Origin of the sequence: Erwinia sp. MYb416, from assembly GCF_037479575.1 — a bacterium.
In the GTDB taxonomy this organism is placed as follows: domain Bacteria; phylum Pseudomonadota; class Gammaproteobacteria; order Enterobacterales; family Enterobacteriaceae; genus Erwinia; species Erwinia rhapontici.
The window spans coordinates 50,986-75,803 of sequence record NZ_JBBGYT010000438.1; the positions used below are offsets into that span (position 1 = coordinate 50,986).

Consider the following 24,818-nt stretch of genomic DNA (forward strand, 5'->3'; position numbering starts at 1 on the left):
TGCCATGAATCCCCCCAGAATAATAGACCCTGTGCGTTCTGCGCACGTCGGCGGATTGTCTCAACCGGATCATTCCGATGATGAAATAAATTTAATTGAACTACTGAGTATTCTGGTGAGAAGTAAATTCACCATTATGTTCTTTTGCGTTATTGCCATGTCAGGTGGCGTGGCGGTGAGCTACCTGTTGCCGCAGCGCTGGACCAGTTCAGCGGAGCTGATCATACCGCAAGCGACGCAGCTGCAAGGCATGGATAAGATGCTCGCCGCGCTGGAGGTGCTGGATATTCAGTCGGATATCTCGCCGGGTTCTTTGTTATCCGAGTTTATGCGTAATTTTGACGCCTATAATCTGCGTGAAAAATATCTGGTCAGTACCGATTATTTTAAACAACTCTCTAAAAATAAAGCGAATACGCCGGAAATGCGTCATCGCTTAATCAATGCTATTCTGCAGGGGAATATTTCATCGCGCAGCTCTTTGCAGGATAAAGCCGCGAATCAGAAAGAATATCTTTACTACGATGTGACCTTTAGTGCTGAAAATCCGGTTGTCGCGCGTGACCTGCTGCAGGGCTATATTAACTATGTGACAACCGTGGTTGAAGATGATGTATATCATCGTCTTCGCTATCAGGTTGAAATGCGTAAAAGCCAGGCCATTGGGAAATATAATTTCGACAGCGCGCGCGCGGAAACGGCCTATCGTATCAATCTCGAACGCCTGCAATATGCCCTTGAAATCGCCAAGGCTGCCGGGTTGCAGAAACCGTCATGGAGCCATGGTTCATCCAATCAGGATGACCCGGATTTTCCGGTGACGCTGGGGGCAGATGGCCTCGATCGTAAGCTGAAAATCGTCGAGTCTCTTAAGACCCCGACCGTGCTGAATGCTGATTTGCAGAATCGTCATCTGTATATTGAAAAAATCAATGAGCTGAACATCGACAAGCTGATTTTCCAGCCATTTAAATATATGCGCGCTCCCATGGTGCCGCTTCAACGTGATGCACCAAAACGCTCGCTGATTGTCCTGTTATCTGCTCTGGCGGGCTTGATTGCGGGCTGTGGCTATGTGCTGTTAAATACAGCGATTAAGCAGCATCGTCTGACAACGGACAGGTTATCATAGCGCTTGAATGGTGTGTCCAACCGGGCAGAGGCGAAGCGTGCTCTGCCCGATTTTTTAAGGGTTTCTTAACGCGACGGAACCACCGCCCGGTCACGCAACGCCAGCGATAACACGTAATAAATCACGCACGACACCAGCAGCGAGTTAATCGTTGGCACACCCCACTCGGTCATCAGGCCAATCACACTGCCGACAAGCGTCGCGATAATCGCTATCCAGCCAATGGTTGGTGTTTCGCTGTCCCCAGGCAGTTTTCCTTCTGCACGGCTTTTATCCAGCGCGGCACGGTGTGTGCGCAGCAGCAGATAGTCAACCAGCATAATGCCGAGGATCGGAGGGAACACCACGCCCAGCACGGTGAGGAAGTCAACGAAGCGGTCAAGGATACCCAGCACCGAGAGCAGGGTGCCCAGCACGCCAATCACCAGCGTGGTATTCCGGTATTGTAACTTTTTACCGGAGATACCTTCGACGGCGTTAATCACCCCGAGAGAAGAGGAGTAGAGGTTTAAATCGTTCACGCGCAGTGTGGAAAGAATCACCACCAGTAACCCGACGCCGCCGGCTACCTGCGACATAATCGTCACGACATCGGCCGTTTGCAGCGTGCGGGCAATCATAATGGCCAACCCGTTCACGATAAACTCTCCGGCAATAATCGTCAGCAGAGTTACGCCGGCCACATGCCTGGATGAGCGTGAATAACGGGTCAGATCCGGCGTCATCAGGCTGGCAACAATCGCCCCGCCAACCACCATGGTGATGGCCGCGCTGATGGTCAGCGGGCTACCGGTGGGCGGCAGGTCAATAATTTGCTGAAGAGTGTGGCCGGACAACGTCTGGAAGGAGATAAACGCCACCAGACAAATAAACAGCGGCACGGCGATACGGGCGGTTACGCGCAGCGCTTTAAACCCGAAGGTCACCAGCACGGTCAGCAGCAGGCCGGAAAGACTGGCGGCCAGCGGGAACCCCAGGGCGCCACCGAGGGCAAAATTCAACGACTTGGCGAAGATGGCATTTTGAATGCCAAACCAGCCGAGAAGGCTGACGGCGACGACCAGACCAATCAACACCGAACCGATGCGACCAAAACCGCACCAGCGCGCCAGTAAGCTCCCGGATATGCCTTCTTTCATCCCGGCATAGCCCAGCCCGAAGGTCACGATGCCAAAGATCACGCTGCCGGCCAGAATGGCCACGAAAGCGGAGGCCAGACTCATCGAATCCCCCAGTACCGCCCCCAGCATAAATTGGTCGAGTGCGGTAAGCATACCCATATGGACCACGGCAACGCTTAAAAATGAGACGCGCTTATTTTCAGGTACGCGACTTAACGGGTAGTCTTCAATACGAATCACGGAGTTTCCTTAGCAAAAATTAAATAAACTGGATGCCCTTTTCAATCAGACGGTCCGGTATAAAATTGTCCAACCCTGCGTGGCGGCAATACTCTTCGAACTGGCTCAGGGTATGCACCCCCGCTTTTTGATAGATGTTATAAATCCGGTTCTCTACGGTGCGATGGCTGAGATTATAAATCCGCGCTATTTCTTTCGTAGATAAGCGTTGCAGCATCAAAAAAAGCGTATCCAGTTCGGAACGGGTAAACACATCGTTATCGACTTCGGTTGTCAGCACCCCGGGTTTTTGCTGAGTGATATATTTCAGCGGTGACATGGTGTTGAGCAGTTTAGCGTTCCATGCAATACCGATAAAATCCCCATTTTCTCCATACAGTGGGATTTTTTCACAGACATAGGGCGTTAAGGTTTTCTGCCCATACCAGTAGTGAGTTTCGATCACGGCAACCCGTCCGTTACACGCCTGAGTGCGACGATCGTGCTCAATAAGCTCGTCTTCACATTCGGCCCATGCGGCAGGAAAATCACTGTCGAATCGGCCTTCAATCGCAAAGTTTTTCGGCGTATTGGTATATAAGTACGCCGCTTTATTCATATACAGGTGTTCTGAATCGGGGGCCTTGATACCCCAGGGTTCGGATAAGTGTTCCATCATGGCAATCAGAGCATTGAGGCTTGATCGTGGTTTATCTTCCGGTGATTCCATTTTTCCCCCTGAGGTGTATTTCAGATCTTCTTAGCCAGATAGTGGCGCGTATGCAAATGTGCATAATCGCCGAGTTCGCCATAAGCGGAGTAGCCTAACTTCTCGTAAAATCCGACGGCCTGGAAATTGAACGTATCAACATAGGCCATATGACAGCCGCGTTGTTTTGCTTCTTGTTCTGCTGCCAGCATCAGGTCACGCCCCCCACCTTTACCCCGGCAGGCATCGCTGACCCACAAATACTGCACTTCCAACCCCCCCCACCAGGTTCTTGCGACCAGGCCTGCAAAGATTTGCTGGTTTTCGTCGCGTAACGTAAGAAAAAGGGGGTGGATATCAACGGGGGTTATTTTTGCATTGTGCTGCCACAGGCTGTTGATAACAAACGCTTCATCAGCATTTTCGGGCGTATCAGTTACAGTGATTTTCATTAGCCTCATGCTCTCATTATTCGAATAACAATTAATAAGATAACTTGTATATTAACCACGCGTAATTATCATTTATTCCCAGGTATTTCAAGAGTGTTTTTCCCCCTATCCCGGAATGATAAAAATGCCTAAAGTATGAGTCATGGGCGGCGATGTGAATCAGACGATACTAATATCCTGCTGTCCTTCCAGTTTGGCAAGGCAAAATTTCGGCCTCACCAGGGAAATTTCTACATGCAGTCCTTTTTCAGCGACCCTGTCTGCGGCGGATGAGAAAGTGAATAAATAAAGAAGTCTGAAGATGACGCCGGATGTCACTTTAGTAAATCTTTTTAAAATGATGTCGTTTCAGTAAAAGGCTGCTGCTAAAGCGGCCTTTTTTACTTGTTTCCTCACAGATTGATAACGCCCCCGTAACCCCACCCGCAAGATAACGCTATATAGTTGTAAAGATCCTCGCCAATTCTGCCGTTAATGATCTTTCAGGATGCCCACTTTACTTGCCCGGGAAACAATTATGGTCGATACATCGTTACCGCCGGCTATTGGCGGGAGCAGTGAGATGGTTTCATTGGTAAAAATCTGGCAACAGGCTGATTTTTTGATGCTTTTCCTGTCGTGGGGCATGTGGGCCATTGCCTGTCTCATTGGCTGGATGATGGACTCCTTCATGCTGGCGCTCGGCGTTGGCGGGGCGCTGGCGATTGTCGCCACGCTGGTACGTTATGTCTGGCCTGGCCGCCTGATCACCCGGCTGTGGTTTGCTTTTACGTTGATCGCGTTTTCCGCGCTGTTGATTCAACTCGGTCAGGGAGAGGTTGAATACCACTTCTCCATCTTTGTCCTGCTTTCCGCATTACTCGCTTACCGCGACTTTCGTCCGCTGCTGATGGGCGCTGCCACCGCTGCCGTGCACCATGCTCTGTTCAACTATTTTCAGGAAAACGACCTCTACGGCATCGTCTGTTTTACGCATCCCGGTTTCCATATGGTGGTGTTCCACGCCATTTTCGTCGTGGCACAAACCGCTATCCTGATCTTTATCGCCCACCGTATGGCGGCGGATGCCCGCGCGGCGTGCGAAGTGGCTGAGCTGGCGGCGTGGATTAACCGCGAACCCGGGCGCCTGACGCTGGGGCAGGGAAGCAATGAAAGCAAAACGCCGTTTGCCCGCACGTTCAGCAGTACGCTGGGTACCATGCGGGGCACGCTCAATCAGGTGAGCGAAGGGGTCAGCACATTGCTGGAGGAGTCAGACAGTATTCTGCAACGTAATGCTGCGCTTTCGCAGCGCACCGATGAGCAGGCGAATGCACTGGCCGTTGCTGCAACGGCGATGGAGCAGATGAGTGAAGCCGCCACGTTGACCAGTGAAAAAGCGCATGCCGCACAGCAGCTGGCGCAGGGCGCGAACAGGGTGGCAAAACGCGGCGGAGAGAATATCGCCTCAGCGGTGAACTCGATGACGCAGATCGAGCAGGAGTCGCAACGCATTAATGTCATTCTGGAACTGATCGACGGCATCGCTTTCCAGACCAATATCCTGTCACTGAATGCGTCCGTTGAGGCGGCTAACGCGGGTCAGCACGGTCAGGGTTTTGCCGTGGTGGCGGCGGAAGTACGCATTCTGGCCGGGCGTTGCGAAAATGCGGCGAAAGATATTCGCCAACTGATCTCGACCTCTGTAGAACGCACCCACAGCGGTACTGAGCAGGTCGCCGAGGCGGGAAAAACCATGCAGGAAATTATTCAAACCATCAACGGATTGAATGACCTGGTGAAGGAGCTGGCCGATATGAACGACCAGCAGCTCACCAGTATCACGCAGATGAAAGACAGCGTGGAGAGCATTGACAGCAGCGTGCAGCACAACCTGAAGCATGTGGCAGAAACGCTGGAAGTGGCTCAACTGCAACAGCGTCAGGCTGAGGCTGTTCAGCAGGCGATTGCGGTCTTCCGCTTTGCCTGAGGAGCGTCAGTATCCGGCGGCGTTCATCACATCAATGCAGCTGGCTACATCCTTTGCGGCAGCCTTTTTTTGCTCCACGCTGAGCGCCTGGTACTTCTCAATCGACGATCGACCCAGCCGCTCGTCGTAGCTGACCTGTTTGACCGAGTAAGAGCTGTTTTCGTTAATAATAACTGTACGAATTTTATCGGCGAAGTCCTGCTCGCTGGTCGGCGTGCCCAGCACATCGACGGCGGCACAGGCAGCGGCGTCATAATGCGGATCGTGGGCCGGGCTTCTGAACATAAACCACCACAACGACAGTACGGCGGCAGCGAGCACTAACAGCGAGAACAGCTTTTTCATCACATCAACTCAATTCACCCGGAGCGGGCTATCATCAGGGGGCGCATTATACGGAGATATGCGCCCGGGGCGACCAAAATAAGCCTGACGGCGCTCAGCCATGCCTCTCGCGCAGCAGCGCATGCAGTTGTTCCGCCGGCTGTGGCTTACTGAGAAGGAATCCCTGTAAACGATCGCAACCTGCCGAGGCCAGCATCAATCGCTGCTCTTCGGTTTCCACCCCTTCGGCGGTAACGGTAATACCCAGACTGTGCCCCAGCTTGATCACCGATTCAACGATGGTGGCTGAGTTTTCGCGTACCCCTAGCGACTGAGTGAAGGCGCGGTCGATTTTAATGGTATCAACCGGGAACTGGACCAGATAGCTCAGGCTGGAATAACCGGTGCCGAAATCGTCGAGTGCAATACAGAATCCGGCGGCGCGTAGGGTCTTAATGGTTTTCAGCGCATGCTGTTCATTTTCCAGCAGCACGCCTTCGGTAATTTCCAGTTCGATTTGCTGCGGATTGATCCCATGCCGCGCCATAATCGCCATCAGATTGTCAATAAACCCAGGGGCAAGGAATTGCAGGGGTGAAACATTGACGGCAACGATCAGTTTTGGACAGGTGATCGCCAGTTTACAGGCCTGCTCCAGCACCCACTCGCCCAGAGCAATAATCAGCCCGGTCTCTTCGGCAATCGGCACAAACTCCGCCGGCGAGATGTTGCCAAGCTGCGAATGCTGCCAGCGCAATAGCGCTTCGACGGCAATGATTTTTTGGCCACTGACATCCATAATCGGCTGATACCACTGCATTAATCCCGTCTCATTTTCCAGCGCCAGATGGAGTTGCTGCGCCAGCCGCTGACGTTTTTGCAGGGCTTCATCCATGGCCGGAACAAACAGGCAGTAGCGCCCGCGTCCTTCCGCTTTGGCAGCGTAGAGGGAAATATCGGCCTTGCGCATCAGTTCCAGCCGCTCCAGCCCATGTCGTGGTGACAGTGCCACCCCAATACTGACGCCTACCCATAGCGTATGACCGCGCAGCGTCATCGGTTCGGCCAGCCGGGCAATAATTTTTTGGCACAGTTCGGCAACCTGCTGATCGTCTTCTACATCACCGATCATCACCACAAATTCATCACCCCCAAGACGCCCGACGGCATCCTGTACTGGTAACAGCGACGACAGCCGTTGACCGATCTCGACGATCAGATCATCGCCCGTATGGTGGCCATAGGTGTCGTTGATCATTTTAAAGCGATCGAGGTCGAGCAGCAGCAGCGCCAGCTTCCCGCGCTTCAGAGGTAACTGATGCAATCGCTCATTGAGCTGTTCTTCTATCCAGGCGCGGTTGGGCAAGCCGGTGAGCACATCATGGCGGGCCAGATGCTGGGCGTGCGCTTCGCTGGCGGCGAGGCGGCGCATTGAGCTGGAGAGCTTGAGGGATGAATGCCACAGGCGGCGCGTCATAATGATGCACATCAGTGTGATACTCAAAATGGCCACCGCAATCAGCGGGCCTGTCACCATCAGCATCTGGCTGCCGGGGCGCATGGGTATCCAGGAGACACTGCTGACGGGAATACCGCTTGCTGAGGTCAGAAGAAAACCAGCGCTATTGGGCTGGTCTGGCACGCTGGGGGTAAAGCGAAAATGGCTGACCACACCGCGATGCTCAAGGAAATCGATAAAGCTGTAATGCAGATAGCGGATAAACACCAGTCGTCGCCCGGAATTATCCGGCAGAGTGCCGATCACCACCTCCGCAACCCGGCCACGCAGGCGGATAAAATCATGGATAAGAGCCGGCGATGCCGTGGGAAGCAGCCAGTGCGATAGTGACGGGCTGAGCGCATCGTAGCTGGAAACGGGGGTCAGCTTGCCCTCCAGCCAGCTGACCACTGGACGCTGCTCTGCATCCAGAAGATACATTTCATTATCGCCAACAAGATGAAACAGCCAGCTGCCAAATTCTGTGGGCTTCGCCAGCTGTGAAATTAGATCCGGTCCATTCAATAGATTTTTGTGCTGAAGAGTAAAGTCGACCAGGTGCTGGGCGAAAATGTTTTCAATAACCTGTTGTTGTTTTTCTTGTGCTTTGGCATTGCTTTGCACGGTGACCCAATATGCAGTAAACCCACATCCCATAAGGGAAAAAAGCACCACGGCCACAACGGGTGCAACAACGCTACGCATAAACTCGCGGCGCAGTTCAGCTACCGTGCTGTATTCGATTTTCATTGATATTCCAGGATGGTCGAGTCGTTGCCTCAGGAAATACTGGCCCTGTTAAGCGCAAACATTACCTCATTACGTATTATTGGCAAAGTCAAAGACGTTATAAAATATCCGTTTATCTGAAATTCATCTCAGGAGAGGGGGGGTTATCTCGGGCGCAATACACATCAATAATGAAAGGGTCGTCTGTCGGGGAGAGAGGCGCCCGGGAGGGTCATCAGCATGAACACCCCGGGAGCGTATTCATCAGAACGCGAGTTTCTCAGGTGTAAATTCTCTGAATGCATTATCTGAAGGGTGATAGCCCAGCACTTCCCGGGTACGGGTCAGATCAAAACGCTTGAAACGATTATCCGAAATGCCGTAACCGATGAAGAACGTTATATTCTCTGCTTCAACCGCCCCCGTCAGCAGCCTGACAGCATCTTCCGGACTGAGCCATGCACTGTAATCACGTGCGTTATGAAGGTTGTCGGCGTGCCTTTGTTCAAACGCACCGATTCTGAGTGCGACGCAGCTCAGGCCGCGCTGCGTGGCATAAAATGAGCACAGCGCTTCACCGTAACATTTCGTGACGCCGTATAAATTGGCAGGAGACACCTCCATTCCGGGATGGATCTGTACATCGACAGGATATCCTTCAATGGTCTGTGCACTGCTGGCAAAAATGAAGCGCTGGCAGGGGGTTTCTGCCACGGCTTCCATCAGATAGGTCGTGGTCAAAATATTCGCGGGCAGCAGATCGGTGAAAGACGCATCGGCGTCAGGTATTCCCGCCAGATGAATGACCACATCAACCGGCTCTTCCGCCAGCAGTTCCGCTGCCGCACCCGGCTTTGACAGATCCAGCGATATAAAACGGTGTGGTGAGGAGACGTCATAATCTGCTGCCACCCGGTCAGTCAGGACAAATCTGTAATGATCTTTCATCGCGCTGAAGAAGGTTCGCCCTATACGTCCACTGGCACCTGTCATCAATATTTTTTTTAACGCCATTCAGTCAAACTCCAGAGGTTGATCAGGCAGCCATTGTGCAGGGTCCAGGCCGTGCTGCAAACAGGATCCTATGCTCATTAATAAGTACAGAGACCCGCCCGTCATTCTGTGGCGTTTTACAGCCGCCCGGTGCTGCCACAAATGCGGATTTTCTCTGCCACCACCTGCTTCATCGCGGCCTTGCCCGGTGCCATATATTCTCGTGGGTCACTGGCGGCGGGATGTTCACCAAACCAGGACTTCACCGCGCTGGAGAAAGCGATTTTCAGCTCGGTGGCAACGTTCACCTTGCATATCCCCAGCGCTATGGCTTCGCGCAGCATCGCCTCCGGAATACCGGAAGCGCCGTGCAGCACCAGCGGAATATCTACCTGTTCACGGATTGCCGCCAGCCGGGCAAAATCCAGCTGAGGTTCACCCTGATACATCCCATGTGCCGAGCCAATGGCTACCGCCAGAGAATCAATACCAGTGCGCGTCACATACTCTTTCGCTTTTGCCGGATCGGTAAAGAAACTGTCCTCTTCATTGACGACCATGTCATCTTCCTGACCGCCAAGGCGGCCCAGCTCGGCTTCCACACTGGCATCGTAACGCTGACACAACGCCACGACCTGTTGTACCCGCTCAATATTCTGTGCGAAGGCAAAATGTGAGGCGTCAATCATTACCGAGCGGATACCCCCCTGCACTTTATGGCGGATATCATCGAAGGTTTCGTGATGGTCAAGGTGCAGCGCTATCGGCAGGTCGTACTGGCGTGCAGCGTCCTGACAGATGGAAACCAGATAGTTCAGCCCGGCGTACTGATAGGTGCCCGGTGTCCCGGCCATAATTACCGGGGAACGCAGTTCGGCGGCAGTTTCCGCAATGACCTGGACGGTTTCCAGGTTGTGGATATTAAACGCCGGAACGGCATAGCCCTCGCGCTGGGCTTTCTTCAACATTTCACGGTTAGACACTAAGTACATAACGCCTCCTGTTGCTTAATTATTCTGAAAATTCAGCATGATCTTGCCGTTCATCGGCTGACCATGAAGGGCACTGATGGCGCTGGCGTAAGTGTCGGCATCGCCCAGTTCGGCCATCAGCGGGGTGAGCTGAATGCACCCGGCGTTGAACAGCGCCACGGCCTGCTGCCACTCCACGCCTGGCCAGCGCCCGGAGTAGTTCATCCAGCTACCGAGAATGTGCAGCTCTTTGCGCAGGATCAGCCCAAAGGTGCTGCTGCTGAGGTTGAGATCGCGATGTAGCGTGCCGATCAACGCCAGTTGTGCCTGGGGGCCGGCCAGGGTAATGGCCAGTTCTACTGTTTGCGGGGTGCCTGCGGTTTCGAGGATCAACTGATCAAAGCGCTGATCATGCAGCAGGGGCTGCATATCAGCAGCGGTCAGCTCAGCGCTGTTAAACACCCGATCGGCTCCCAGCTGCTGCGCCAGTGCCAGACGTTGCGGATTGATATCAATCGCGCTAACGCTGCGAGCGCCCAGCGCTTTTGCCGCCTGCAACGCCAGCTGACCAATGGTGCCGGCACCGATAACCAACACCTCTTTACCCTCACAGCCCCCCGCCAACTGCATGGCGTGCAGGCTGACGGTCAGCGGTTCAAAAAAGGCCCCCGCCAGCGCGGTAGTTCCCGGAGGAAGGAGGAACAGATTACGGCGCGGCAGGACGATAAACTCCCGGTTGCCGCCATCGCTGCGTGAGCCGATAAACTGATAATGCCGACACTGCGACCACAGTTGACGCTGGCACTCTTCACAGGCAAAACAGGGCTGCAATGGCACGCAGGCGACCCGATCGCCAGGATGTAAATCGGTAATATCGCTGCCGCAGGCGGCAACCCGGCCGCTGAACTCATGGCCGAGGATAATTGGGTAAAAGTGCGCCCCCTCGTGGAAGATGCGCGGAATATCGGAGCCGCACAGCCCGGCACATTCAACCTGTACCAGCACCTGATCGGGCTGTTCGAGATGAGGCAACGGTCTTTCTTCAACCGTAACGCTGCCTCCGGCGTGTATAACGACAGATTTCATGTTGATTACTCCGGTAACGCGGGGTTGACCCCCGCGAGTTATTTCGACGGTTCGGTGAGATCAGACGCCTCAGGTGCGGGTATCGCCTGACGTGCACGCCGCCAGGTCAGGAACACGCCGATGGCATAGACCGAGCCAATCGCCATCAGGGCCGTGACGTTTTGCCAGGTCAGTAGCTGGATGAACAGATAAGTGATCGGTGAGCCGCCCTGGTCCATGGACGCTACCATGCCGCCGGGGGTTTTCAGCGCACCGGCATTGGCCGCCAACTGGGTATGCAGGCCGATGGTTTGCGTGGCAATCCAGAGCGTGATGCTCATGATGATCACGCCGGAGATCAGTGTGCGGAACAGATTGCCCTGGTGTACCGCAACCGCCATCGCAACAAAGAAACCAATGGTTGCGAGGTCACCAAACGGCAGCACTTTGTTACCCGGCAGCAGAACCGCGACCAGAATTGTCAGTGGGATAAAGATCAGGCTGGCAGATACTACGGCGGTATGACCGAGCAGCAGGGCAGGATCGAGACCAATCAGGAACTCCTGGCCGCCAAATTTAGCCTGGAGCCGCTTGCGTGCATGTCGGGCGATCGGTGTCAGGCCGTCCATGATCGGTTTGATTACGCGCGGCATCAGCAGCATTACCGCTGCGGTTTTCACCGCCAGTTGCAGGATATCTTTCACATCATAGGAGGCCAGCACGCCAATAATCAGCCCCATGATAAAGCCCACCGTGACCGGTTCGCCAAAGGCGCCAAAGCGCTTCTGAACATCGTCGGCACTGAAGTGGATCTTGCGCAGGCCGGGGATCTTTTCGATCACGGCATCCACCAGTACGGCGAAAGGCCCCATATAAGCAGAGGTGCCGTGTGGAATGGCAATCCCATCCAGACCAAAGAAGTCACGCGTATCGCGGGCAAACCAGTCGCCCAGTTTGTAGACGAACGCGGCATGCACCACCACACCCAGAATGCCGAGCCAGTAGGATCCCGTCGCCAGATGCACGAGTGCACCGGTGAAGGTCATATGCCAGATATTCCAGATATCCACGTTCACCACGCGCGTCATGCGGGTGATCAGCATCAGGATATTCACCCCGATGGCGATTGGGATCGCCACTAACGCAATCTGTGATGCCCAGGTCATGGGGGACGATCCCGGCCAGCCCACGTCCACCACCTCCAGGCCGATCTGGAAATGCTCGGCCATGGCTTTTGCGGCCGGGCCAATGGAGTCCAGCATCAGGCCAATCACCAGCCCGATACCGACAAAGCCAATGCCGATATGCAGCCCGGATTTAAACGCATCCCCCAGCTTCATACCCAGCGCGACCGAGAAGAGAATGATCACCAGCGGCAGCATCACCGTCGGGCCGAGATCGAGGATGTAACGCATAATTTCAGTAAACATAGAATTACCCCTGCAACAGCGTCAGGATTTTTTGCCGGAGCGCATCAATTCCTACGCCGGAAACGAAAGGCATCCCATGGACCACCGGGATATCACCGAACGTGCGATCCACGCGAGCGGTCGTGCAGATCAGGTCGGCATCGTCCATATAGGTTTCGATCTCGGTGACGCGGCACTGCACCAGGTCTAGGGTGATGTCGTGCTCTTCACACAGCTCTTTGATCTCTTCTGCTGCCAGAGTGGAGGTCGCGACGGCACCGCCGCAGGCAACGATAATTTTTCTTTTCATAGGTCACTCCTGTTGTAGGGTCAGGTAAGACAAGGGTCAGGCCGCCGTCGCCAGCAGTTGCCGGTTAAAACAGGTGGCAATCTCTGCTTCCGGGACGTTAAGTAGCGTTTCAATAAATTCTGGCTGTTGCAGCTGGCTAAACAGTGCCCGCAGTAACGTCATTTGCTGTTGTGGATGGGTAACCACCAGCGCGATAATCAGCGTGGCGGCCACTTTTCCGTCGTCATCGGCCTGGTCAAATTCGATCGGGATAGTTGGGCGGATCAGATAAATGGCCGGTTCAATCGCATGGATAGCTTCACAGTGCGGGATGGCAACGGCGTGATTTTCCAGCGCAATACCCGTCGGGTAACGGTGTTCCCGCGCCAGCAGTGCCGCCGGGTAACCCGGAAGCACTACACCTTCGGCCAGCATCCGTTCTCCTATATGCGTCAGCACCTGCTGTGCGTTGTCGAAATGCACGCCTGACGTGATGAACAACCGATAATCATGCATGGCTGACCCCTTTCAGTGTCTGTGGTTGACGTTCGCAGCCAAAGGCATAGTCGCGCAGGACGTCCTGAATTTTATCGATGATTAAACGGGTCGGTGTCGGGGTGAGTTCGCCGCACAGCACGCGGGAAAACTGCTGTGGCAGATACTGGCTGAGCAAACCTAACGGGATCGCTGTCGTTGCCAGGTTATCCATCAACTGGCTGAAGGCGCGATGAATGCGCGGATGTGGCCAGTAATAACGGATGCGGTCAGACAGACTGAAATGAATATCCACCAGCGAGTCGCTGAATACCGGGCGGTAGTACTTCTTCCAGTAGCCGGGTTCGTTAAGCATGACCTGGTCAATCACGGCAAGGATCTGGCTCTGCTGTTCCGGGGCGATCAACACCAGCTCAATCGCGGCCAGAGCGAATACGGCCTCGCGCAGGGCAAAGGTCAGTGCCGGGCCGACTTTCAAAATGGCGAAGTGATCCTGCACCAGTGCACGATAGGCGCTGCGGGTTTGGTAGTCCGTTGAGTGGGCTTCATACACCAGCGGCGTGGTGGCAATGAAGTCGCGCAACCCTTGTGCCAGTGCGGGCTGATAGTGCACCACGCTGCTGTGATCGAACTCAACCCCAGGTTGCACCACGATGGCGATGATCCGCCCGATGGCGTCTTCCAGCCCTGCAGTGCGGAACGCCTGATGATGCAGCTCAATCGTCGCCGCTGCATCCGCTACGTGGGTGATATGCACTGTATTAATGGCGCTGGCTTCGCCACCCGGCACCGGAACTTCCGTGCCGATCACATAGGTCAGTGCGGCTTTCTGCTGAGGTGTTGCGGTAATCTCGGCAATACAACACAGCTCAGCGGCACGCTGCGCCACCGTTTCCGGTGGTAACGGGTTGGGATCGTCTGCGCAGGGCATGGACGCATCAAGATGGATCTTGCTGAAACCCGCCTGCACATAGGCAGCGATCAGATCCCGGGATTTGGCCATCGCCTGCTCTGCGGGCTCATGTTGCCAGCAGTTCGGCCCAAGATGATCGCCGCCGAGGATCAGACGTTGTGACGGAAACCCCACCTGGTCGGCAATCGTCAGCACGTAATCACGAAAGCTCTCCGGCGTCATGCCAGTGTAGCCACCAAACTGATTGACCTGATTGGATGTGGCCTCGATTAATACCGCACGATCGCTGTGCAGATCCATTCTCAGTGCCGCTTCGATCACTAACGGGTGTGCAGAACAGACTGAGCAGATGCCAATCTGTGGATCTCGCTGGTGTTGTTCAATGATCTTTCTCATATACCCTCCGGTTGACTACGCAAACAATCGTTTGTTTTCGAATGTGGCGCAATTGGCTTCCTGTTCTTTTGTGATCGGAGTCATAATCTTTTCGTATTCTTTCGTTGTCTTTCTTTGTCTTTATTGTCTTTTACTTTCTAATACTTCCGTTTAAGCTTTCGCCTATCATCATTTCAGGAGCCGTTATGAATACGTTTGAACGCCGGAGGAAGATTGTTGAGCTGGTCAATGCTCAGGGAAGCCTGTTGGTTAACGATATTTCGGGGAAGTTAGGCGTGACCGAAGTCACCATCCGTGCAGATTTACGGCTGCTGGAAGAGAGAGGGTTACTGACACGTTTTCACGGCGGTGCCGCCAGAGTCAGCAGTGTGCTTCAGGAGCCTGAGGCCGTGCAGTATCATGCGGAAGTCAGCCTGACGGACCGTTATCAGCTGGCCTCCTGGCCGAAAAAACGCATTGCCATTGCGGCCGCAGGGCTGGTGCAGGAAGGCGATACGCTGATCCTCGACAGTGGCAGCACCACCAAACTGATCGCCGAGGAGCTGGTGGCTTTCAGCAATATCACGGTGATCACCAACAATCTGCCCGCGGCTTTTATCCTGGCGGAAAACAAAGATATTACGCTGGTGGTGTGCGGCGGCACGCTGCGGCATAAAACCATTTCGCTGCACGGCTCCATTGCGGAATATGCCCTGCGCGACGTCTCTGCCAATCTGATGTTTGTCGGGGCCGATGGGCTGGACCCGGATAACGGCATCACCACCTTTAACGAAGGGTTTGCCATCAGCAGCGTCATGGCGGCGGCCGCGCATAAAGTGGTGGTGGTAACCGATGCCAGTAAGTTCGGCCGCAAAGGTTTTAACCAGGTCCTGCCGCTGGCAAAAATCGACACCATCATTACCGATGATGCCGCCCCGCCAGAGGTGCTGGATCAACTGATCGGCAAAGGGAAGACAGTGATGGTCGTGTAGGCGAGAATGGTGGCGGTTATGGCCATTGACGGGCAGTGTGCAGGATACGCAGTATCTGCAGGCTACAACTATCGACCTGATAAATCATGACGTAATGGGGATGTACCACCGCCTCATGAGTGCCGGGCACTCGCCCCATTTTGTACATGTCCGGGTGACGACATGCTGATTCTGCGATAATTTCAAAGCGATCATCCAGTTCAACTGCGGCCAGCGGGTTGTCTTTGGCAATATAATCCATGATGGTTTCCCTGTCCTTCAGGGCATGTGGCTTCCATACCAGTTCCATGATTATTCCTTAAGCAGAGCGCGCTTCCTCGCGGCAAAAATTTCCCGGACTTGCTGATGATCAAGGGAAGGGCTGTCATCATTCTGTGAAATCAAAACCTGTTCACTAAACCACTGCTCATACGCTGCGGCTTCATGGGCGCGTTTAAGCGCCGCAGAACGATCGGGCCGTGTACCCGTTGGTCCTATTTGTGGGTCAAAGCCTGAAGAGTCAATATCAAAGCGTTCGATGCCCAGGTCTTTCAAATAGATAACCAATGACTCCAGTCGTTTAAACAGACGCGTCTTGCGGCTGCGTTGCGTAGTCAGTTGGCTCTCTATGCGTCCATAGCGGATCAACAATATCCAGCCTCCGGGCTGAGCCACCACCTGGACGGAGTTGATTGCACCGGCTTCTGCCAACTTATTGAACGTGGCGTGATCGATTGTTTCGTTCATCGTTATGCACCTTAATTCTTGCGCGCAAATAATAATCGAATTATACGCAATTAACTGTTAATCGCAATTCTGCCGGGGTATTTACCCGGCTTTAATGGGATAGCTGACCAGCGGCTTAATCTCTTTCAGCACAAACATACTCTGCATCTCTTTGATGCCTGGCAGGCGGCGGATCACTTTCATGGCAAAGTCAGCGTAGGCATCCAGATCCTGGGCTACCACCTGTAACAGAAAGTCTGCATCGCCGCCGATACTGTAGCAGGCCACCACATCCTCCAGTGCGGTGACTTCCTGTTCAAATTTGCGTGCTTCGGCCTCGTTGTGGCTATCGATCGATACGCGGACAAAGACCATTACCCCCAGGCCAATTTTCTTGCGATTCAGCACGGCGCGATAGCCCTGAATGACTTCATCCTCTTCCAGCTTGCGCACTTTACGCCAGCATGGCGATGCCGACATACCGATATGGTCGGCCAACGTCTGATTGGTGACGCGCGCATCGTTTTGCAGCAGCGCCAGAATTTTCATGTCGATTGTGTTTAAGGTCATCAGGTCCATTTCTTCTCATATTGATATTTCAATAGGTTAATCTTGCCCTTTTTAGGCATTTTACAACAGATTGAGACAACCTTTTCCCGCCACGCTGCGCAATAATATTCGCCTGATTATTGTGACTGACACCAGGAAATTTCGATGAAATTTGACGCCACGCAGCACCGTTGTACGATTATTATCGACAATCAACTCAGCCCCGGGCTGGCGATGAATGCTGCCAGCGTGATTGGCATCAGCTTTGGCCGCACGGTCGACAATCTGGTGGGGCCGGATCTGCAAAGTGGCGATGGGGTGAACTATCCGGGGGTGATCTATGCCCCGTTGCCTGTGCTGCTGGCAGAGGGCAGTTATGTGCAACAATTACTGTCTATCGCCAGTCAGGATGAGGATATCTACGCCATGCCGTTTAGCGCGCTGGCACAGTCGTGCCGGACGTATGAAGAGTATGGGGAACGTATTTCCACAGTCAGCAGCCCACAGATTGAGCTGGTCGCGATTGGCTTAATCGGGCCAAAGAAGAAGATCACGCAACTGACGGGGAATCTGGCGCTGTATAAGTAGAGGGTGCAATGAAGATTATCGACAGTGACATTCGCAATGTGGTCAGCGGGCAAAATGTTCGGGTGATGACCCCGGCAAACATCTATGAATGTGTGTTACAGGATGATGTGTTTGTCGGCCCGTTTGTCGAGATCCAGAAAGGATGCGTGATTGGGCGCGGCAGTCGTATTCAGTCGCACACGTTTATCTGTGAGAACGTCACGCTGGGCGATCACTGCTTTATCGGGCATAACGTCACCTTTGCCAACGATCTGTTTCACAGCGGTAAACCGGATGCGGATGCGCAAAACTGGCTGCGCATCACGCTGGGCGACCATGTTACCGTGGGCAGCGGCGCGACCATTCTGACGGAAACGATATGCAGCGGTGCGGTGATTGGCGCGGGCAGTGTGGTCGTGAAGCCGGTGACCATCAAGGGAATTTATGCCGGCAATCCTGCCCGGCTAATCAGAACGCTGTGAACCTCTTCGCCTGTCAAGGCAACCCTTTTTCCATACTGGTCCATCCCCGCAAGAGCGTGCCCGCTGTGGGATTTTAAAACCTCCACGGCATATCGATCTGATGAAGGGGGGCGATCATCTTTTCCGATCGCCCCGTACCAACGCTGGACAGCGGCCTGATCAACGTGACCCGGAATGGAAAAGGATTATCTTCAGAACGATGCTGCCATCGGTGTTTTACTGACGGCATAATCGACTAAAGTGATTGCCGGAGTGCCTAACTGATACGTGCTTTTAACAGGGAGTGATCTGTGTCTGATACCGTTACCCACCCATTGACCTGGCAGACCGACCCGGCAAACGGCCTGCTGCCAGTGCAACTCTGCGAGTGTATTGAAAACCTTTTGCTGCCTGCCGGGCTGGTCGTGACCCATGCGCCGCAGCGCGAGGCAGAAAGTGCCGACTACGGAGCCTGCCGCCTGTCGGTCAATCATCAAACCGTGGTTTTCCGTGTTGCGCGTACTACCCCGACGAAAGTCGGTCAGTTTGTCACGCTATGGCAGCGGCCAGGCGTGGGTGATGAGATTGCCCCGCTGGACAGCGAGCAGGACATTGCCGCCGTGATGGTGGCCGTTTTTGATGAGGAGAACCGCGGTATTTTTCTGTTTGATGACGATATTCTGGTGAAACAGGGCGTGTTCTCCCGCCAGGGCGTGGGCGGCAAGCGTGCGTTGCGGGTTTACGCGCCCTGGGTCACACCTCTGTCGCGCCAGGCGCTCAAAACACAGCAGTGGCAGAGCCGCTATTTTTATCCGCTACATTCTGAATACTCTGCGGGTGGCGATGTGTGGCGGGGGCTGAGTCGGGAGAACCGGGGAAGCTAGCCCCACGACATGATGATGTTGGCGTACGGGCCAGCTCTTTTTTCCGGTCGGCCGTGTTGATGGTGTGCACCTTCTTTTCAGCTCGACGTTACTCCGCAAAAACCTCAATCCCTTTACGATCAAGGGTGTTTAACAGGCGAAGTGCGGCACCATTTGGCTTTTTCTCTCCACGTTCCCATTTTGAGATGCTGGCTACTGTCATATTCATCGTATAGGCAAGTCCGGCCTGGCTGATCCCCAAACGGTCACGCATCGCCCGGATATCTTTGCCTTCCATTACCATGATTTTTGGCAACTTTTCGCGAATTTCCTGCGCTCTGATGCGAGCATCCAGGCGTTTCACTGTCTCATCTGAAACGGCACCTATTTCATTAAAACTGTGCGCCATTTCCTGTAGTTGTTTAAGACGGCTCATAACAATGTACCTCTCTTAATCTGCCTGTCTCTATTGCCTTATTAATAGTCTGAGCTGACATGCTGAGAAAATCGTGAGCAATATCGCGATAGGTTTCCAAATCATCATCTGGAATTTCTTTCTGTCCGCGTTTGCTGACATCGCTTTTAATCCAGCCATCAATGAAAAATAGGTTTTCGCCCAATCTGAAGGCAACAATTGAGCGCGACCCTCCGCTTTTGCCTCGCTGTAAAGGGATGCGCTTTTTGTAAACATTTCCGCCTAAATCTGCATCGAAAAGTCCGCTGACAATTTCCTGAGCGATTTTGCACAGTGTTGTGTCAGGGATATTTTGCTTCTTAAGGCTTCTTTCGAAAAGGTTGGTCACATAAATACCCTTCCATAATCGTTCACCACGCTGTAATGCCTCTTTTCCTTGTGGTACTGAGTACTATAGTTTTGTGAGGAGCATTCTGCAATATGGATGAACAAAAAAACATCAGTTGCAGAAGAGGAAATGACGCCTTCTTATTCATGATTAAGTGGTCTGATGGGCTTGCCGATGATGATTTTAAAACATCTTTTTCATCATAATACTGTGTTCAAAATGCCAACCTCCGTTACCTGCCTGCCATAACAATAAATAATTAAATCAATATGTTATGCACCATATCTGCACATTGCTGTGTGCCAGGATAGTGCATATATCGCTCTGATAAACACACCGACAGTGCCCACGCGGCGTACTGCCTGCCCCCGCAATCCTGGCCTGTTAATTGCTTAGTTAATCCTGCTAACCCTTTAGCCTGACAATGGCGTCAGTCAACGTTAACCATCCCAACATCCCCTTTCTCTTTCATGGCGATCATGAAGGGCTTCCCGTGGGGGAAATAAATTAAAAAACAGCATCAGGAGTGTTTATGGCTATCAGTCGGCGTTCATTTATCAGTGGCAGTGTGGCATCCGCAGTCGGCATGGCAACGCTGGGGTTACCGAAGTTCAGCTTTGCCGCGGGCGACAACCCGATCAAAGTGGCGACCATTCTCGACCTGTCAGGCGGCCTGGATATTTACGGTAAACCGATGGCCGATGCCATCAACCTCGCGGCGTCCGAAATTAACGCCAGCGGCGGCCTGCTGGGGCGGCCGTTGCAGATGATTACCTATGACGCGCAGTCGAATATGCAGCTCTATGCGCAGTACGCACAGCAGGCCGCGCTGAAAGATAAAGTGGCCGTGGTACACGCCGGGATCACCTCTGCTTCACGCGAAGTGATCCGCCCGGTACTCGACCGCTTCCGCACCCTCTATTTCTACCCGGCGCAGTATGAAGGCGGTGTCTGCGACCGTAACTACTTCTCCTCCGGCTCCACCCCGGCGCAAACCGTTGAGAAGATGGTGCCTTATGCGATGAAGAAGTGGGGCAAAAAGGTTTACATCCTGGCGGCCGACTACAACTACGGCCAGATCATCTCCTCCTGGGTGAAGAAGTATGTTGCCGATAACGGTGGGGAAACCGTGGCCGTCGAATTCTTCCCGCTGGACGTCACCGACTTTGGTGCCGCCATCTCGAAAATCCAGACGGCGAAACCGGACTTTATCTGGTCGGCGCTGGTGGGCGGGGCGCACCTGTCGTTCTACCGCCAGTGGCACGCGGCAGGCATGACCGGAAAAATCCCGATGACCTCCACCAGCTTCGGCAGCGGTAATGAACACATCATCCTCTCGCCGGAAGAGAGTAACGGCATGCTGATCTGCGCCAACTATATGCAGGAGATCAACCAGCCGACCAATATCGACTTCGTTAAGCGTTTCAAAGAGAAGTATGGCCCGAATGCCCCTTATGTCAGCGACCTGGCGATGGGCGCCTATCAGGGCTTCCTGCTATGGGCGGAAGGGGTGAGAAAAGCGGGGGATACCGACCGGATGAAGGTGATTGAAGCACTGGAAAGCGGATTGTCGATTGATTCACCCAGCGGTAAAGCGACCGTCGATGCGGGCACCCATCATCTGACGCTGGATGTGCATATCGCGGAGGTCAAAGACCACCAGATGCAGATCCTCGAAACCTATGCGCAGCAGCCACCGCTGGATACTGCAATGGTGTGCGATCTGAAAAAGAATCCGCGTGACACCAAGCAGTATCAGATACAGCTGTAAGGAGGGAATATGGACTGGATCATTATCTACAGCGTTGAAGTGCTGAACGCGATTGCCACGCTGATTGTCATGAGCCTTGGGCTGGCGGTGGTGTTCGGCATGATGAAGATCGTCAATATGGCACACGGTGAATTTATGATGCTGGGGGGCTATGTGGCGATCCTCGCGACCAATCAGTGGGGCGTGCCGATCTGGATCTCCATGCTGGTGCTGGCACCGCTGGTGGTGGGGATCTTTGGCATCGTGGTGGAGCGGGTGATCATCCGTAACCTCTATGGGCGCATCATCGACACCATGCTGGCGACCTGGGGGTTGAGCCTGGCGATTATCGGCTCGGCAACCATGGTGTTTGGCAATACGACGCTCGGCATCAGCTCCCCGCTTGGGGGCGTGACCATCGGCAGCCTGAATACCAGCGGTTATGCGCTGTTTATGATCGGCTTCTCGCTGTGCCTGATGCTGGCGCTGTGGCTGCTGCTGAAGTTCACCACCATCGGCCTGTGCGCCCGCGCTACCATGCAAAATGCACGGATGGCAGCGGCGCTGGGCACCAACCCCGGAAAAATCTACAGCCTGACCTTTGGTCTGGGGGCGGCGCTCTCCGGCCTCGGCGGGGCACTGCTGGCGCCGATCACCGGGGTGATCCCGACGATCGGCATCAGCTATATCGCCAAAGCTTTTATCACCGTGATCGGCGGCGGTAGCGCGATCATTGCCGGAACGCTCACCTCCTCAACGCTGTTTGGTTCTATTTCGCAGGTGGTCACCTTTATGTCTACGCCGGTGTTTGGTGCGGTAGCGCTGCTGCTGTCGGCCATTGTTCTGCTGCGCCTGTTACCGCAGGGCATTACTGGTCGCTTCTTTCGGAGATCCCTGTGATGAAAACATGGCCTGAATGGGTAAAAACACTGCTGGTGGTGATCCCGGCGGCGGGGGTGACGCTGTGGTTATCCGGTGCGCTGGAGCTGTACACGCTGCTGTCGCTGACGGTATTTCTGGTGATGGCGATCCTGTCGCTCAGCCTGGCATTTATCTGGGGCTACGGCGGTATTCTCTGCTTCGGTCAGGCGGCGTTTTTCGGTATTGGCGCTTACACCTACGCTATCTGTGCGATTAACTTTGGCGACTCCACCTGGGCTGTGGTGGCAGCGATTGTCGTGCCAACGCTGTTCTCGCTACTGCTGGGGTACGTGATTTTTTACGGCGGCGTCAGCGACGTCTATCTGGGAGCGATCACCCTGGCGGTCAGCCTGGTGCTGTTTAACTGGATGAACTCCACCTCCGGCAGCGAATACCGCCTGGGTGAAGCGCTGCTCGGCGGTTTTAACGGCATGCCATCCGTGCCAACGCTGAACGGCCTGTTCAGCCCCGACGATATTCTGTCGCCGGAAGCGATTTTCACCGTCACCGGTTTCTGCCTGATCCTCTGTTACGCGCTGCTGAAGCTGACGCTGGCCAGCCGCTTTGGCAAAACCGTGGTGGCGATCCGTGAAAACGAACAGCGCGCCGGGCTGCTGGGCTATAACGTCCCGGCCCATAAGCTCGGCACTTTTGCCATCGGCGGTGCGATTGCCGGGGCGGCGGGCTGCCTGTACGTCAACTGGGGGGCATTCGTCAGCCCCGGCGTCTTCAGCATCAGCCAGTCGGCGCAGATCATTATCTGGGTGATTGTCGGCGGGCGCGGCACCTTAATCGGCCCGGTGATCAGCTGTGTGGCGTTGCAGTGGCTGGTGACCCGGCTTGGGGCGCAGCAGAGCGTCGACACCAATCTGGTACTGGGGGTGATCCTCACCGCCTTTGTGCTGCTGATTCCTGGTGGACTGCTGCCTACCTTACAGCGGCTGATACGGCGTAAAGCCAGACCACAAGCGGATGCTGAGATGTCGGAGGTGAAACTGTGAACAGCCGGATTATTCTGCAGACAACGAAAATGGGCGTCAGTTTTGGCGGCGTCCATGCGGTGAAAGAGGTGGATTTTACCCTGCGTGAGGGCGAGCTACGCTGCCTGATCGGGCCGAACGGCGCGGGGAAGAGCACCTTCTTCAAGATGCTGAGTGGCCAGGTGCTGCCTACGCGCGGCGAGTGCCGTTACCGCGACCAGGTCATCTCCGGCCTGAAACCCTGGGCCATCGCCCGGCTCGGCATCGGAATTAAAACCCAGGTGCCCAGCGTATTCGAGGGCTTAAGCGTCTATGAAAATCTGTGGCAGGCGGCAGCGGTCAAACTGCCGAAAGCGCAGATCCCGCAGCATATTGCCCAGGTGCTGGAGCAGATCGATCTGGTTGCCAGCGCCGACACGGTGCTGTCTGAGATGTCGCACGGTCAGCGGCAATGGGTGGAGCTGGGGATGATCCTGATTTCAAAACCCGATCTGGTGCTGCTGGACGAGCCTGCCGCCGGGATGACCTGGCACGAAGTGCGCAAAACCGCCGAGCTTATCAAAGAGATCAACCTCAACAGCACGGTCGTGGTGGTGGAGCATGACATGGAATTTATCAGCATGATCGCTCAGCAGGTGACGGTGTTTAACCAGGGGGAGGTACTGGCGGAAGGCACCTTCCGCGAGGTCACGCAGAACCCGGCGGTCAAAGAAGCTTACCTCGGAAATACGGAGATCAAACATGCTTGAACTGAAAGGGCTGGTTTCCGGTTATGACAAAGTGCCGGTGCTGCATAACGTTGATCTGTTTGTCGGTGCCAAAGCCTTTACTGGCATTCTGGGCCGTAACGGCATGGGGAAAACCACGCTGCTGCGCGCCATCATGGGCGAACTGCCCGGCTGGCAGGGGCAGGTGTTGCTGAACGGCATTGATATCAGCCGCTATGAGGCGCATCAGCGCGCGGTGGCGGGCATTGGCTTTGTGCCGCAGGGGCGGCAGATTTTTCCCACGCTGACGGTGGAAGAAAACCTGCGCATGGGCTGTGTGAAAAACTTCGCCAAGGCGGCACCGATGGTGGAGCGGATGCTGGAGCTGTTTCCGCGATTGAAGCGGCTGGTGGCTCAGCCCGGCGGATCGCTGTCCGGCGGTGAGCAGCAGTTGCTGGCGCTGGCCCGCTGCCTGTGCGGTGAACCGCAGCTGGTGTTGCTGGATGAGCCAACGGAAGGGATCCAGCCGAATATCTGTGAGGAGATCATCGAGACGCTACGCGTGCTGCGCCATGAAATGGATATTTCTATTATCCTGGTTGAGCAGGACATCGAGTTCCTTTATGCGCTGTCCGACCGTATTCATGTGATTGAGAAGGGGGCGATTGTTGAAGTGATTGACCCGCGCCAGACCAGCGCGCAGGCGATTGCCGAACAGCATATCGGGTTCCATGTAGCGTAGGGATGACCTTCTGTTTCGGTCTGCCCGCAAACCCTGGCGCGTTGAATATAATACCCGTCCTGCGCGGCACAGTGTGGCACAGCACAACGCGTTACCTTCTCTGATGATGGTACGG

General features: G+C 54.5%; 28 protein-coding genes. 11 read left to right on the forward strand and 17 right to left on the reverse strand.

What is annotated here, in order from left to right:
• Positions 1-4 precede the first annotated feature (4 nt).
• Complete coding sequence (wzz(fepE), locus tag WH277_RS09625; protein ID WP_167863878.1) at positions 5-1,132, forward strand: LPS O-antigen length regulator Wzz(fepE); 1,128 nt, start codon at positions 5-7, stop codon at positions 1,130-1,132.
• Between the two features lie 65 nt (positions 1,133-1,197).
• Here wzz(fepE) and WH277_RS09630 read toward each other — a convergent pair whose 3' ends face one another.
• The 3 genes from WH277_RS09630 to WH277_RS09640 are packed head-to-tail and all read right to left on the reverse strand — an operon-like array spanning position 1,198 to position 3,633.
• Positions 1,198-2,493, reverse strand: coding sequence for a cytosine permease (locus WH277_RS09630; protein ID WP_339505428.1), 1,296 nt, complete (start codon positions 2,491-2,493; stop codon positions 1,198-1,200).
• A gap of 19 nt (positions 2,494-2,512) precedes the next feature.
• A complete protein-coding gene (locus WH277_RS09635; RefSeq protein ID WP_133843678.1) occupies positions 2,513-3,202 on the reverse strand; it encodes a helix-turn-helix transcriptional regulator in 690 nt (229 codons plus the stop codon).
• A gap of 20 nt (positions 3,203-3,222) precedes the next feature.
• The gene (locus WH277_RS09640) at positions 3,223-3,633 is read right to left on the reverse strand and encodes a GNAT family N-acetyltransferase (protein WP_339505429.1); all 411 of its coding nucleotides are present in this window, start codon (positions 3,631-3,633) and stop codon (positions 3,223-3,225) included.
• 517 nt (positions 3,634-4,150) lie between these two features.
• On the opposite strand from WH277_RS09640, the gene WH277_RS09645 reads away from it, so the two are divergent.
• Positions 4,151-5,602 (forward strand): methyl-accepting chemotaxis protein, encoded by a 1,452-nt coding sequence (locus WH277_RS09645; protein WP_133843675.1) that lies wholly within the window; start codon positions 4,151-4,153, stop codon positions 5,600-5,602.
• Between the two features lie 6 nt (positions 5,603-5,608).
• Here WH277_RS09645 and WH277_RS09650 read toward each other — a convergent pair whose 3' ends face one another.
• The 9 genes from WH277_RS09650 to gatZ all read right to left on the reverse strand — a co-directional run bounded on the left by WH277_RS09650 (position 5,609) and on the right by gatZ (position 14,684).
• The gene (locus WH277_RS09650; protein WP_171148863.1) at positions 5,609-5,947 is read right to left on the reverse strand and encodes a hypothetical protein; all 339 of its coding nucleotides are present in this window, start codon (positions 5,945-5,947) and stop codon (positions 5,609-5,611) included.
• 94 nt (positions 5,948-6,041) lie between these two features.
• Positions 6,042-8,174, reverse strand: coding sequence for a putative bifunctional diguanylate cyclase/phosphodiesterase (locus WH277_RS09655; RefSeq protein WP_339505430.1), 2,133 nt, complete (start codon positions 8,172-8,174; stop codon positions 6,042-6,044).
• 243 nt (positions 8,175-8,417) lie between these two features.
• Positions 8,418-9,167, reverse strand: a complete 750-nt coding sequence (locus tag WH277_RS09660) for an NAD-dependent epimerase/dehydratase family protein (protein ID WP_133843669.1) — start codon at positions 9,165-9,167, stop codon at positions 8,418-8,420.
• 116 nt (positions 9,168-9,283) lie between these two features.
• Positions 9,284-10,138 carry a tagatose bisphosphate family class II aldolase gene (locus WH277_RS09665; RefSeq protein WP_133843667.1) on the reverse strand — a complete coding sequence of 285 codons (855 nt, stop codon included), beginning with the start codon at positions 10,136-10,138 and terminating at the stop codon, positions 9,284-9,286.
• A 15-nt stretch (positions 10,139-10,153) separates the two neighbouring features.
• Positions 10,154-11,203: an alcohol dehydrogenase catalytic domain-containing protein gene (locus tag WH277_RS09670; RefSeq protein WP_159337387.1), complete on the reverse strand. Its 1,050-nt coding sequence runs from the start codon at positions 11,201-11,203 to the stop codon at positions 10,154-10,156.
• 38 nt (positions 11,204-11,241) lie between these two features.
• Positions 11,242-12,612 carry a PTS galactitol transporter subunit IIC gene (locus tag WH277_RS09675; protein WP_133843663.1) on the reverse strand — a complete coding sequence of 457 codons (1,371 nt, stop codon included), beginning with the start codon at positions 12,610-12,612 and terminating at the stop codon, positions 11,242-11,244.
• A 4-nt stretch (positions 12,613-12,616) separates the two neighbouring features.
• The gene (gatB, locus tag WH277_RS09680) at positions 12,617-12,901 is read right to left on the reverse strand and encodes a PTS galactitol transporter subunit IIB (protein ID WP_133843661.1); all 285 of its coding nucleotides are present in this window, start codon (positions 12,899-12,901) and stop codon (positions 12,617-12,619) included.
• Between the two features lie 36 nt (positions 12,902-12,937).
• On the reverse strand, positions 12,938-13,396 hold the full coding sequence (gatA, locus tag WH277_RS09685; protein ID WP_133843659.1) for a PTS galactitol transporter subunit IIA: 459 nt from the start codon (positions 13,394-13,396) through the stop codon (positions 12,938-12,940).
• Positions 13,389-14,684 carry a tagatose-bisphosphate aldolase subunit GatZ gene (gatZ, locus tag WH277_RS09690; RefSeq protein WP_339505437.1) on the reverse strand — a complete coding sequence of 432 codons (1,296 nt, stop codon included), beginning with the start codon at positions 14,682-14,684 and terminating at the stop codon, positions 13,389-13,391. The genes gatA and gatZ overlap by 8 nt, the downstream gene beginning before the upstream one ends.
• 185 nt (positions 14,685-14,869) lie before the next feature.
• Between gatZ and WH277_RS09695 the strand changes: the two genes are divergently transcribed.
• Positions 14,870-15,655, forward strand: coding sequence for a DeoR/GlpR family DNA-binding transcription regulator (locus tag WH277_RS09695; protein ID WP_133843655.1), 786 nt, complete (start codon positions 14,870-14,872; stop codon positions 15,653-15,655).
• Between the two features lie 16 nt (positions 15,656-15,671).
• Here the strand turns inward: WH277_RS09695 and WH277_RS09700 are convergent, their stop codons facing one another.
• The 3 genes from WH277_RS09700 to WH277_RS09710 form a co-directional block, all read right to left on the reverse strand.
• Positions 15,672-15,944, reverse strand: coding sequence for a type II toxin-antitoxin system RelE/ParE family toxin (locus WH277_RS09700; RefSeq protein ID WP_133843653.1), 273 nt, complete (start codon positions 15,942-15,944; stop codon positions 15,672-15,674).
• 2 nt (positions 15,945-15,946) lie between these two features.
• Positions 15,947-16,381, reverse strand: coding sequence for a hypothetical protein (locus WH277_RS09705; RefSeq protein ID WP_133843651.1), 435 nt, complete (start codon positions 16,379-16,381; stop codon positions 15,947-15,949).
• Positions 16,382-16,462: 81 nt separating this feature from the next.
• Positions 16,463-16,930 carry an Lrp/AsnC family transcriptional regulator gene (locus WH277_RS09710; RefSeq protein ID WP_133843649.1) on the reverse strand — a complete coding sequence of 156 codons (468 nt, stop codon included), beginning with the start codon at positions 16,928-16,930 and terminating at the stop codon, positions 16,463-16,465.
• A gap of 144 nt (positions 16,931-17,074) precedes the next feature.
• Between WH277_RS09710 and WH277_RS09715 the strand changes: the two genes are divergently transcribed.
• The 3 genes from WH277_RS09715 to WH277_RS09725 all read left to right on the forward strand — a co-directional run bounded on the left by WH277_RS09715 (position 17,075) and on the right by WH277_RS09725 (position 18,821).
• Complete coding sequence (locus tag WH277_RS09715) at positions 17,075-17,497, forward strand: DUF2000 domain-containing protein (RefSeq protein ID WP_167863871.1); 423 nt, start codon at positions 17,075-17,077, stop codon at positions 17,495-17,497.
• Between the two features lie 8 nt (positions 17,498-17,505).
• Positions 17,506-17,958, forward strand: coding sequence for an acyltransferase (locus WH277_RS09720; protein WP_133843645.1), 453 nt, complete (start codon positions 17,506-17,508; stop codon positions 17,956-17,958).
• A 290-nt stretch (positions 17,959-18,248) separates the two neighbouring features.
• Complete coding sequence (locus WH277_RS09725) at positions 18,249-18,821, forward strand: MepB family protein (protein ID WP_208868841.1); 573 nt, start codon at positions 18,249-18,251, stop codon at positions 18,819-18,821.
• A gap of 88 nt (positions 18,822-18,909) precedes the next feature.
• Here the strand turns inward: WH277_RS09725 and WH277_RS09730 are convergent, their stop codons facing one another.
• Both WH277_RS09730 and WH277_RS09735 read right to left on the reverse strand, forming a co-directional pair.
• A complete protein-coding gene (locus WH277_RS09730; protein WP_238337068.1) occupies positions 18,910-19,236 on the reverse strand; it encodes a helix-turn-helix domain-containing protein in 327 nt (108 codons plus the stop codon).
• Positions 19,223-19,609 carry a type II toxin-antitoxin system RelE/ParE family toxin gene (locus WH277_RS09735; protein WP_339506323.1) on the reverse strand — a complete coding sequence of 129 codons (387 nt, stop codon included), beginning with the start codon at positions 19,607-19,609 and terminating at the stop codon, positions 19,223-19,225. Before WH277_RS09735 ends, WH277_RS09730 begins: the two co-directional genes overlap by 14 nt.
• Before the next feature lie 526 nt (positions 19,610-20,135).
• Between WH277_RS09735 and WH277_RS09740 the strand changes: the two genes are divergently transcribed.
• From WH277_RS09740 to WH277_RS09760, 5 genes are read left to right on the forward strand one after another with little or no spacing between them, the layout of a single operon-like run.
• On the forward strand, positions 20,136-21,374 hold the full coding sequence (locus tag WH277_RS09740; protein ID WP_133843643.1) for an urea ABC transporter substrate-binding protein: 1,239 nt from the start codon (positions 20,136-20,138) through the stop codon (positions 21,372-21,374).
• Positions 21,375-21,383: 9 nt separating this feature from the next.
• Positions 21,384-22,253 (forward strand): branched-chain amino acid ABC transporter permease, encoded by an 870-nt coding sequence (locus WH277_RS09745; protein WP_133843641.1) that lies wholly within the window; start codon positions 21,384-21,386, stop codon positions 22,251-22,253.
• Positions 22,253-23,275 (forward strand): branched-chain amino acid ABC transporter permease, encoded by a 1,023-nt coding sequence (locus WH277_RS09750; protein ID WP_133843639.1) that lies wholly within the window; start codon positions 22,253-22,255, stop codon positions 23,273-23,275. Before WH277_RS09745 ends, WH277_RS09750 begins: the two co-directional genes overlap by 1 nt.
• Positions 23,272-24,003 (forward strand): ATP-binding cassette domain-containing protein, encoded by a 732-nt coding sequence (locus WH277_RS09755; RefSeq protein WP_192933189.1) that lies wholly within the window; start codon positions 23,272-23,274, stop codon positions 24,001-24,003. The genes WH277_RS09750 and WH277_RS09755 overlap by 4 nt, the downstream gene beginning before the upstream one ends.
• On the forward strand, positions 23,996-24,703 hold the full coding sequence (locus WH277_RS09760) for an ABC transporter ATP-binding protein (RefSeq protein ID WP_133843637.1): 708 nt from the start codon (positions 23,996-23,998) through the stop codon (positions 24,701-24,703). Before WH277_RS09755 ends, WH277_RS09760 begins: the two co-directional genes overlap by 8 nt.
• Positions 24,704-24,818: the final 115 nt, after the last annotated feature.

Coding starts and splice junctions, on each gene's coding strand:
- WH277_RS09635 (WP_133843678.1), bottom strand. CDS start 3,202: ATGGAATCACCGGAAGATAAACCACGATCAAGCCTCAATGCTCTGATT.
- WH277_RS09640 (WP_339505429.1), bottom strand. CDS start 3,633: ATGAAAATCACTGTAACTGATACGCCCGAAAATGCTGATGAAGCGTTT.
- WH277_RS09645 (WP_133843675.1), top strand. CDS start 4,151: ATGGTCGATACATCGTTACCGCCGGCTATTGGCGGGAGCAGTGAGATG.
- WH277_RS09650 (WP_171148863.1), bottom strand. CDS start 5,947: ATGAAAAAGCTGTTCTCGCTGTTAGTGCTCGCTGCCGCCGTACTGTCG.
- WH277_RS09655 (WP_339505430.1), bottom strand. CDS start 8,174: ATGAAAATCGAATACAGCACGGTAGCTGAACTGCGCCGCGAGTTTATG.
- WH277_RS09660 (WP_133843669.1), bottom strand. CDS start 9,167: ATGGCGTTAAAAAAAATATTGATGACAGGTGCCAGTGGACGTATAGGG.
- WH277_RS09665 (WP_133843667.1), bottom strand. CDS start 10,138: ATGTACTTAGTGTCTAACCGTGAAATGTTGAAGAAAGCCCAGCGCGAG.
- WH277_RS09670 (WP_159337387.1), bottom strand. CDS start 11,203: ATGAAATCTGTCGTTATACACGCCGGAGGCAGCGTTACGGTTGAAGAA.
- WH277_RS09675 (WP_133843663.1), bottom strand. CDS start 12,612: ATGTTTACTGAAATTATGCGTTACATCCTCGATCTCGGCCCGACGGTG.
- gatB (WP_133843661.1), bottom strand. CDS start 12,901: ATGAAAAGAAAAATTATCGTTGCCTGCGGCGGTGCCGTCGCGACCTCC.
- gatA (WP_133843659.1), bottom strand. CDS start 13,396: ATGCATGATTATCGGTTGTTCATCACGTCAGGCGTGCATTTCGACAAC.
- gatZ (WP_339505437.1), bottom strand. CDS start 14,684: ATGAGAAAGATCATTGAACAACACCAGCGAGATCCACAGATTGGCATC.
- WH277_RS09695 (WP_133843655.1), top strand. CDS start 14,870: ATGAATACGTTTGAACGCCGGAGGAAGATTGTTGAGCTGGTCAATGCT.
- WH277_RS09700 (WP_133843653.1), bottom strand. CDS start 15,944: ATGGAACTGGTATGGAAGCCACATGCCCTGAAGGACAGGGAAACCATC.
- WH277_RS09705 (WP_133843651.1), bottom strand. CDS start 16,381: ATGAACGAAACAATCGATCACGCCACGTTCAATAAGTTGGCAGAAGCC.
- WH277_RS09710 (WP_133843649.1), bottom strand. CDS start 16,930: ATGACCTTAAACACAATCGACATGAAAATTCTGGCGCTGCTGCAAAAC.
- WH277_RS09715 (WP_167863871.1), top strand. CDS start 17,075: ATGAAATTTGACGCCACGCAGCACCGTTGTACGATTATTATCGACAAT.
- WH277_RS09720 (WP_133843645.1), top strand. CDS start 17,506: ATGAAGATTATCGACAGTGACATTCGCAATGTGGTCAGCGGGCAAAAT.
- WH277_RS09730 (WP_238337068.1), bottom strand. CDS start 19,236: ATGAGCCGTCTTAAACAACTACAGGAAATGGCGCACAGTTTTAATGAA.
- WH277_RS09740 (WP_133843643.1), top strand. CDS start 20,136: ATGGCTATCAGTCGGCGTTCATTTATCAGTGGCAGTGTGGCATCCGCA.
- WH277_RS09745 (WP_133843641.1), top strand. CDS start 21,384: ATGGACTGGATCATTATCTACAGCGTTGAAGTGCTGAACGCGATTGCC.
- WH277_RS09750 (WP_133843639.1), top strand. CDS start 22,253: ATGAAAACATGGCCTGAATGGGTAAAAACACTGCTGGTGGTGATCCCG.
- WH277_RS09760 (WP_133843637.1), top strand. CDS start 23,996: ATGCTTGAACTGAAAGGGCTGGTTTCCGGTTATGACAAAGTGCCGGTG.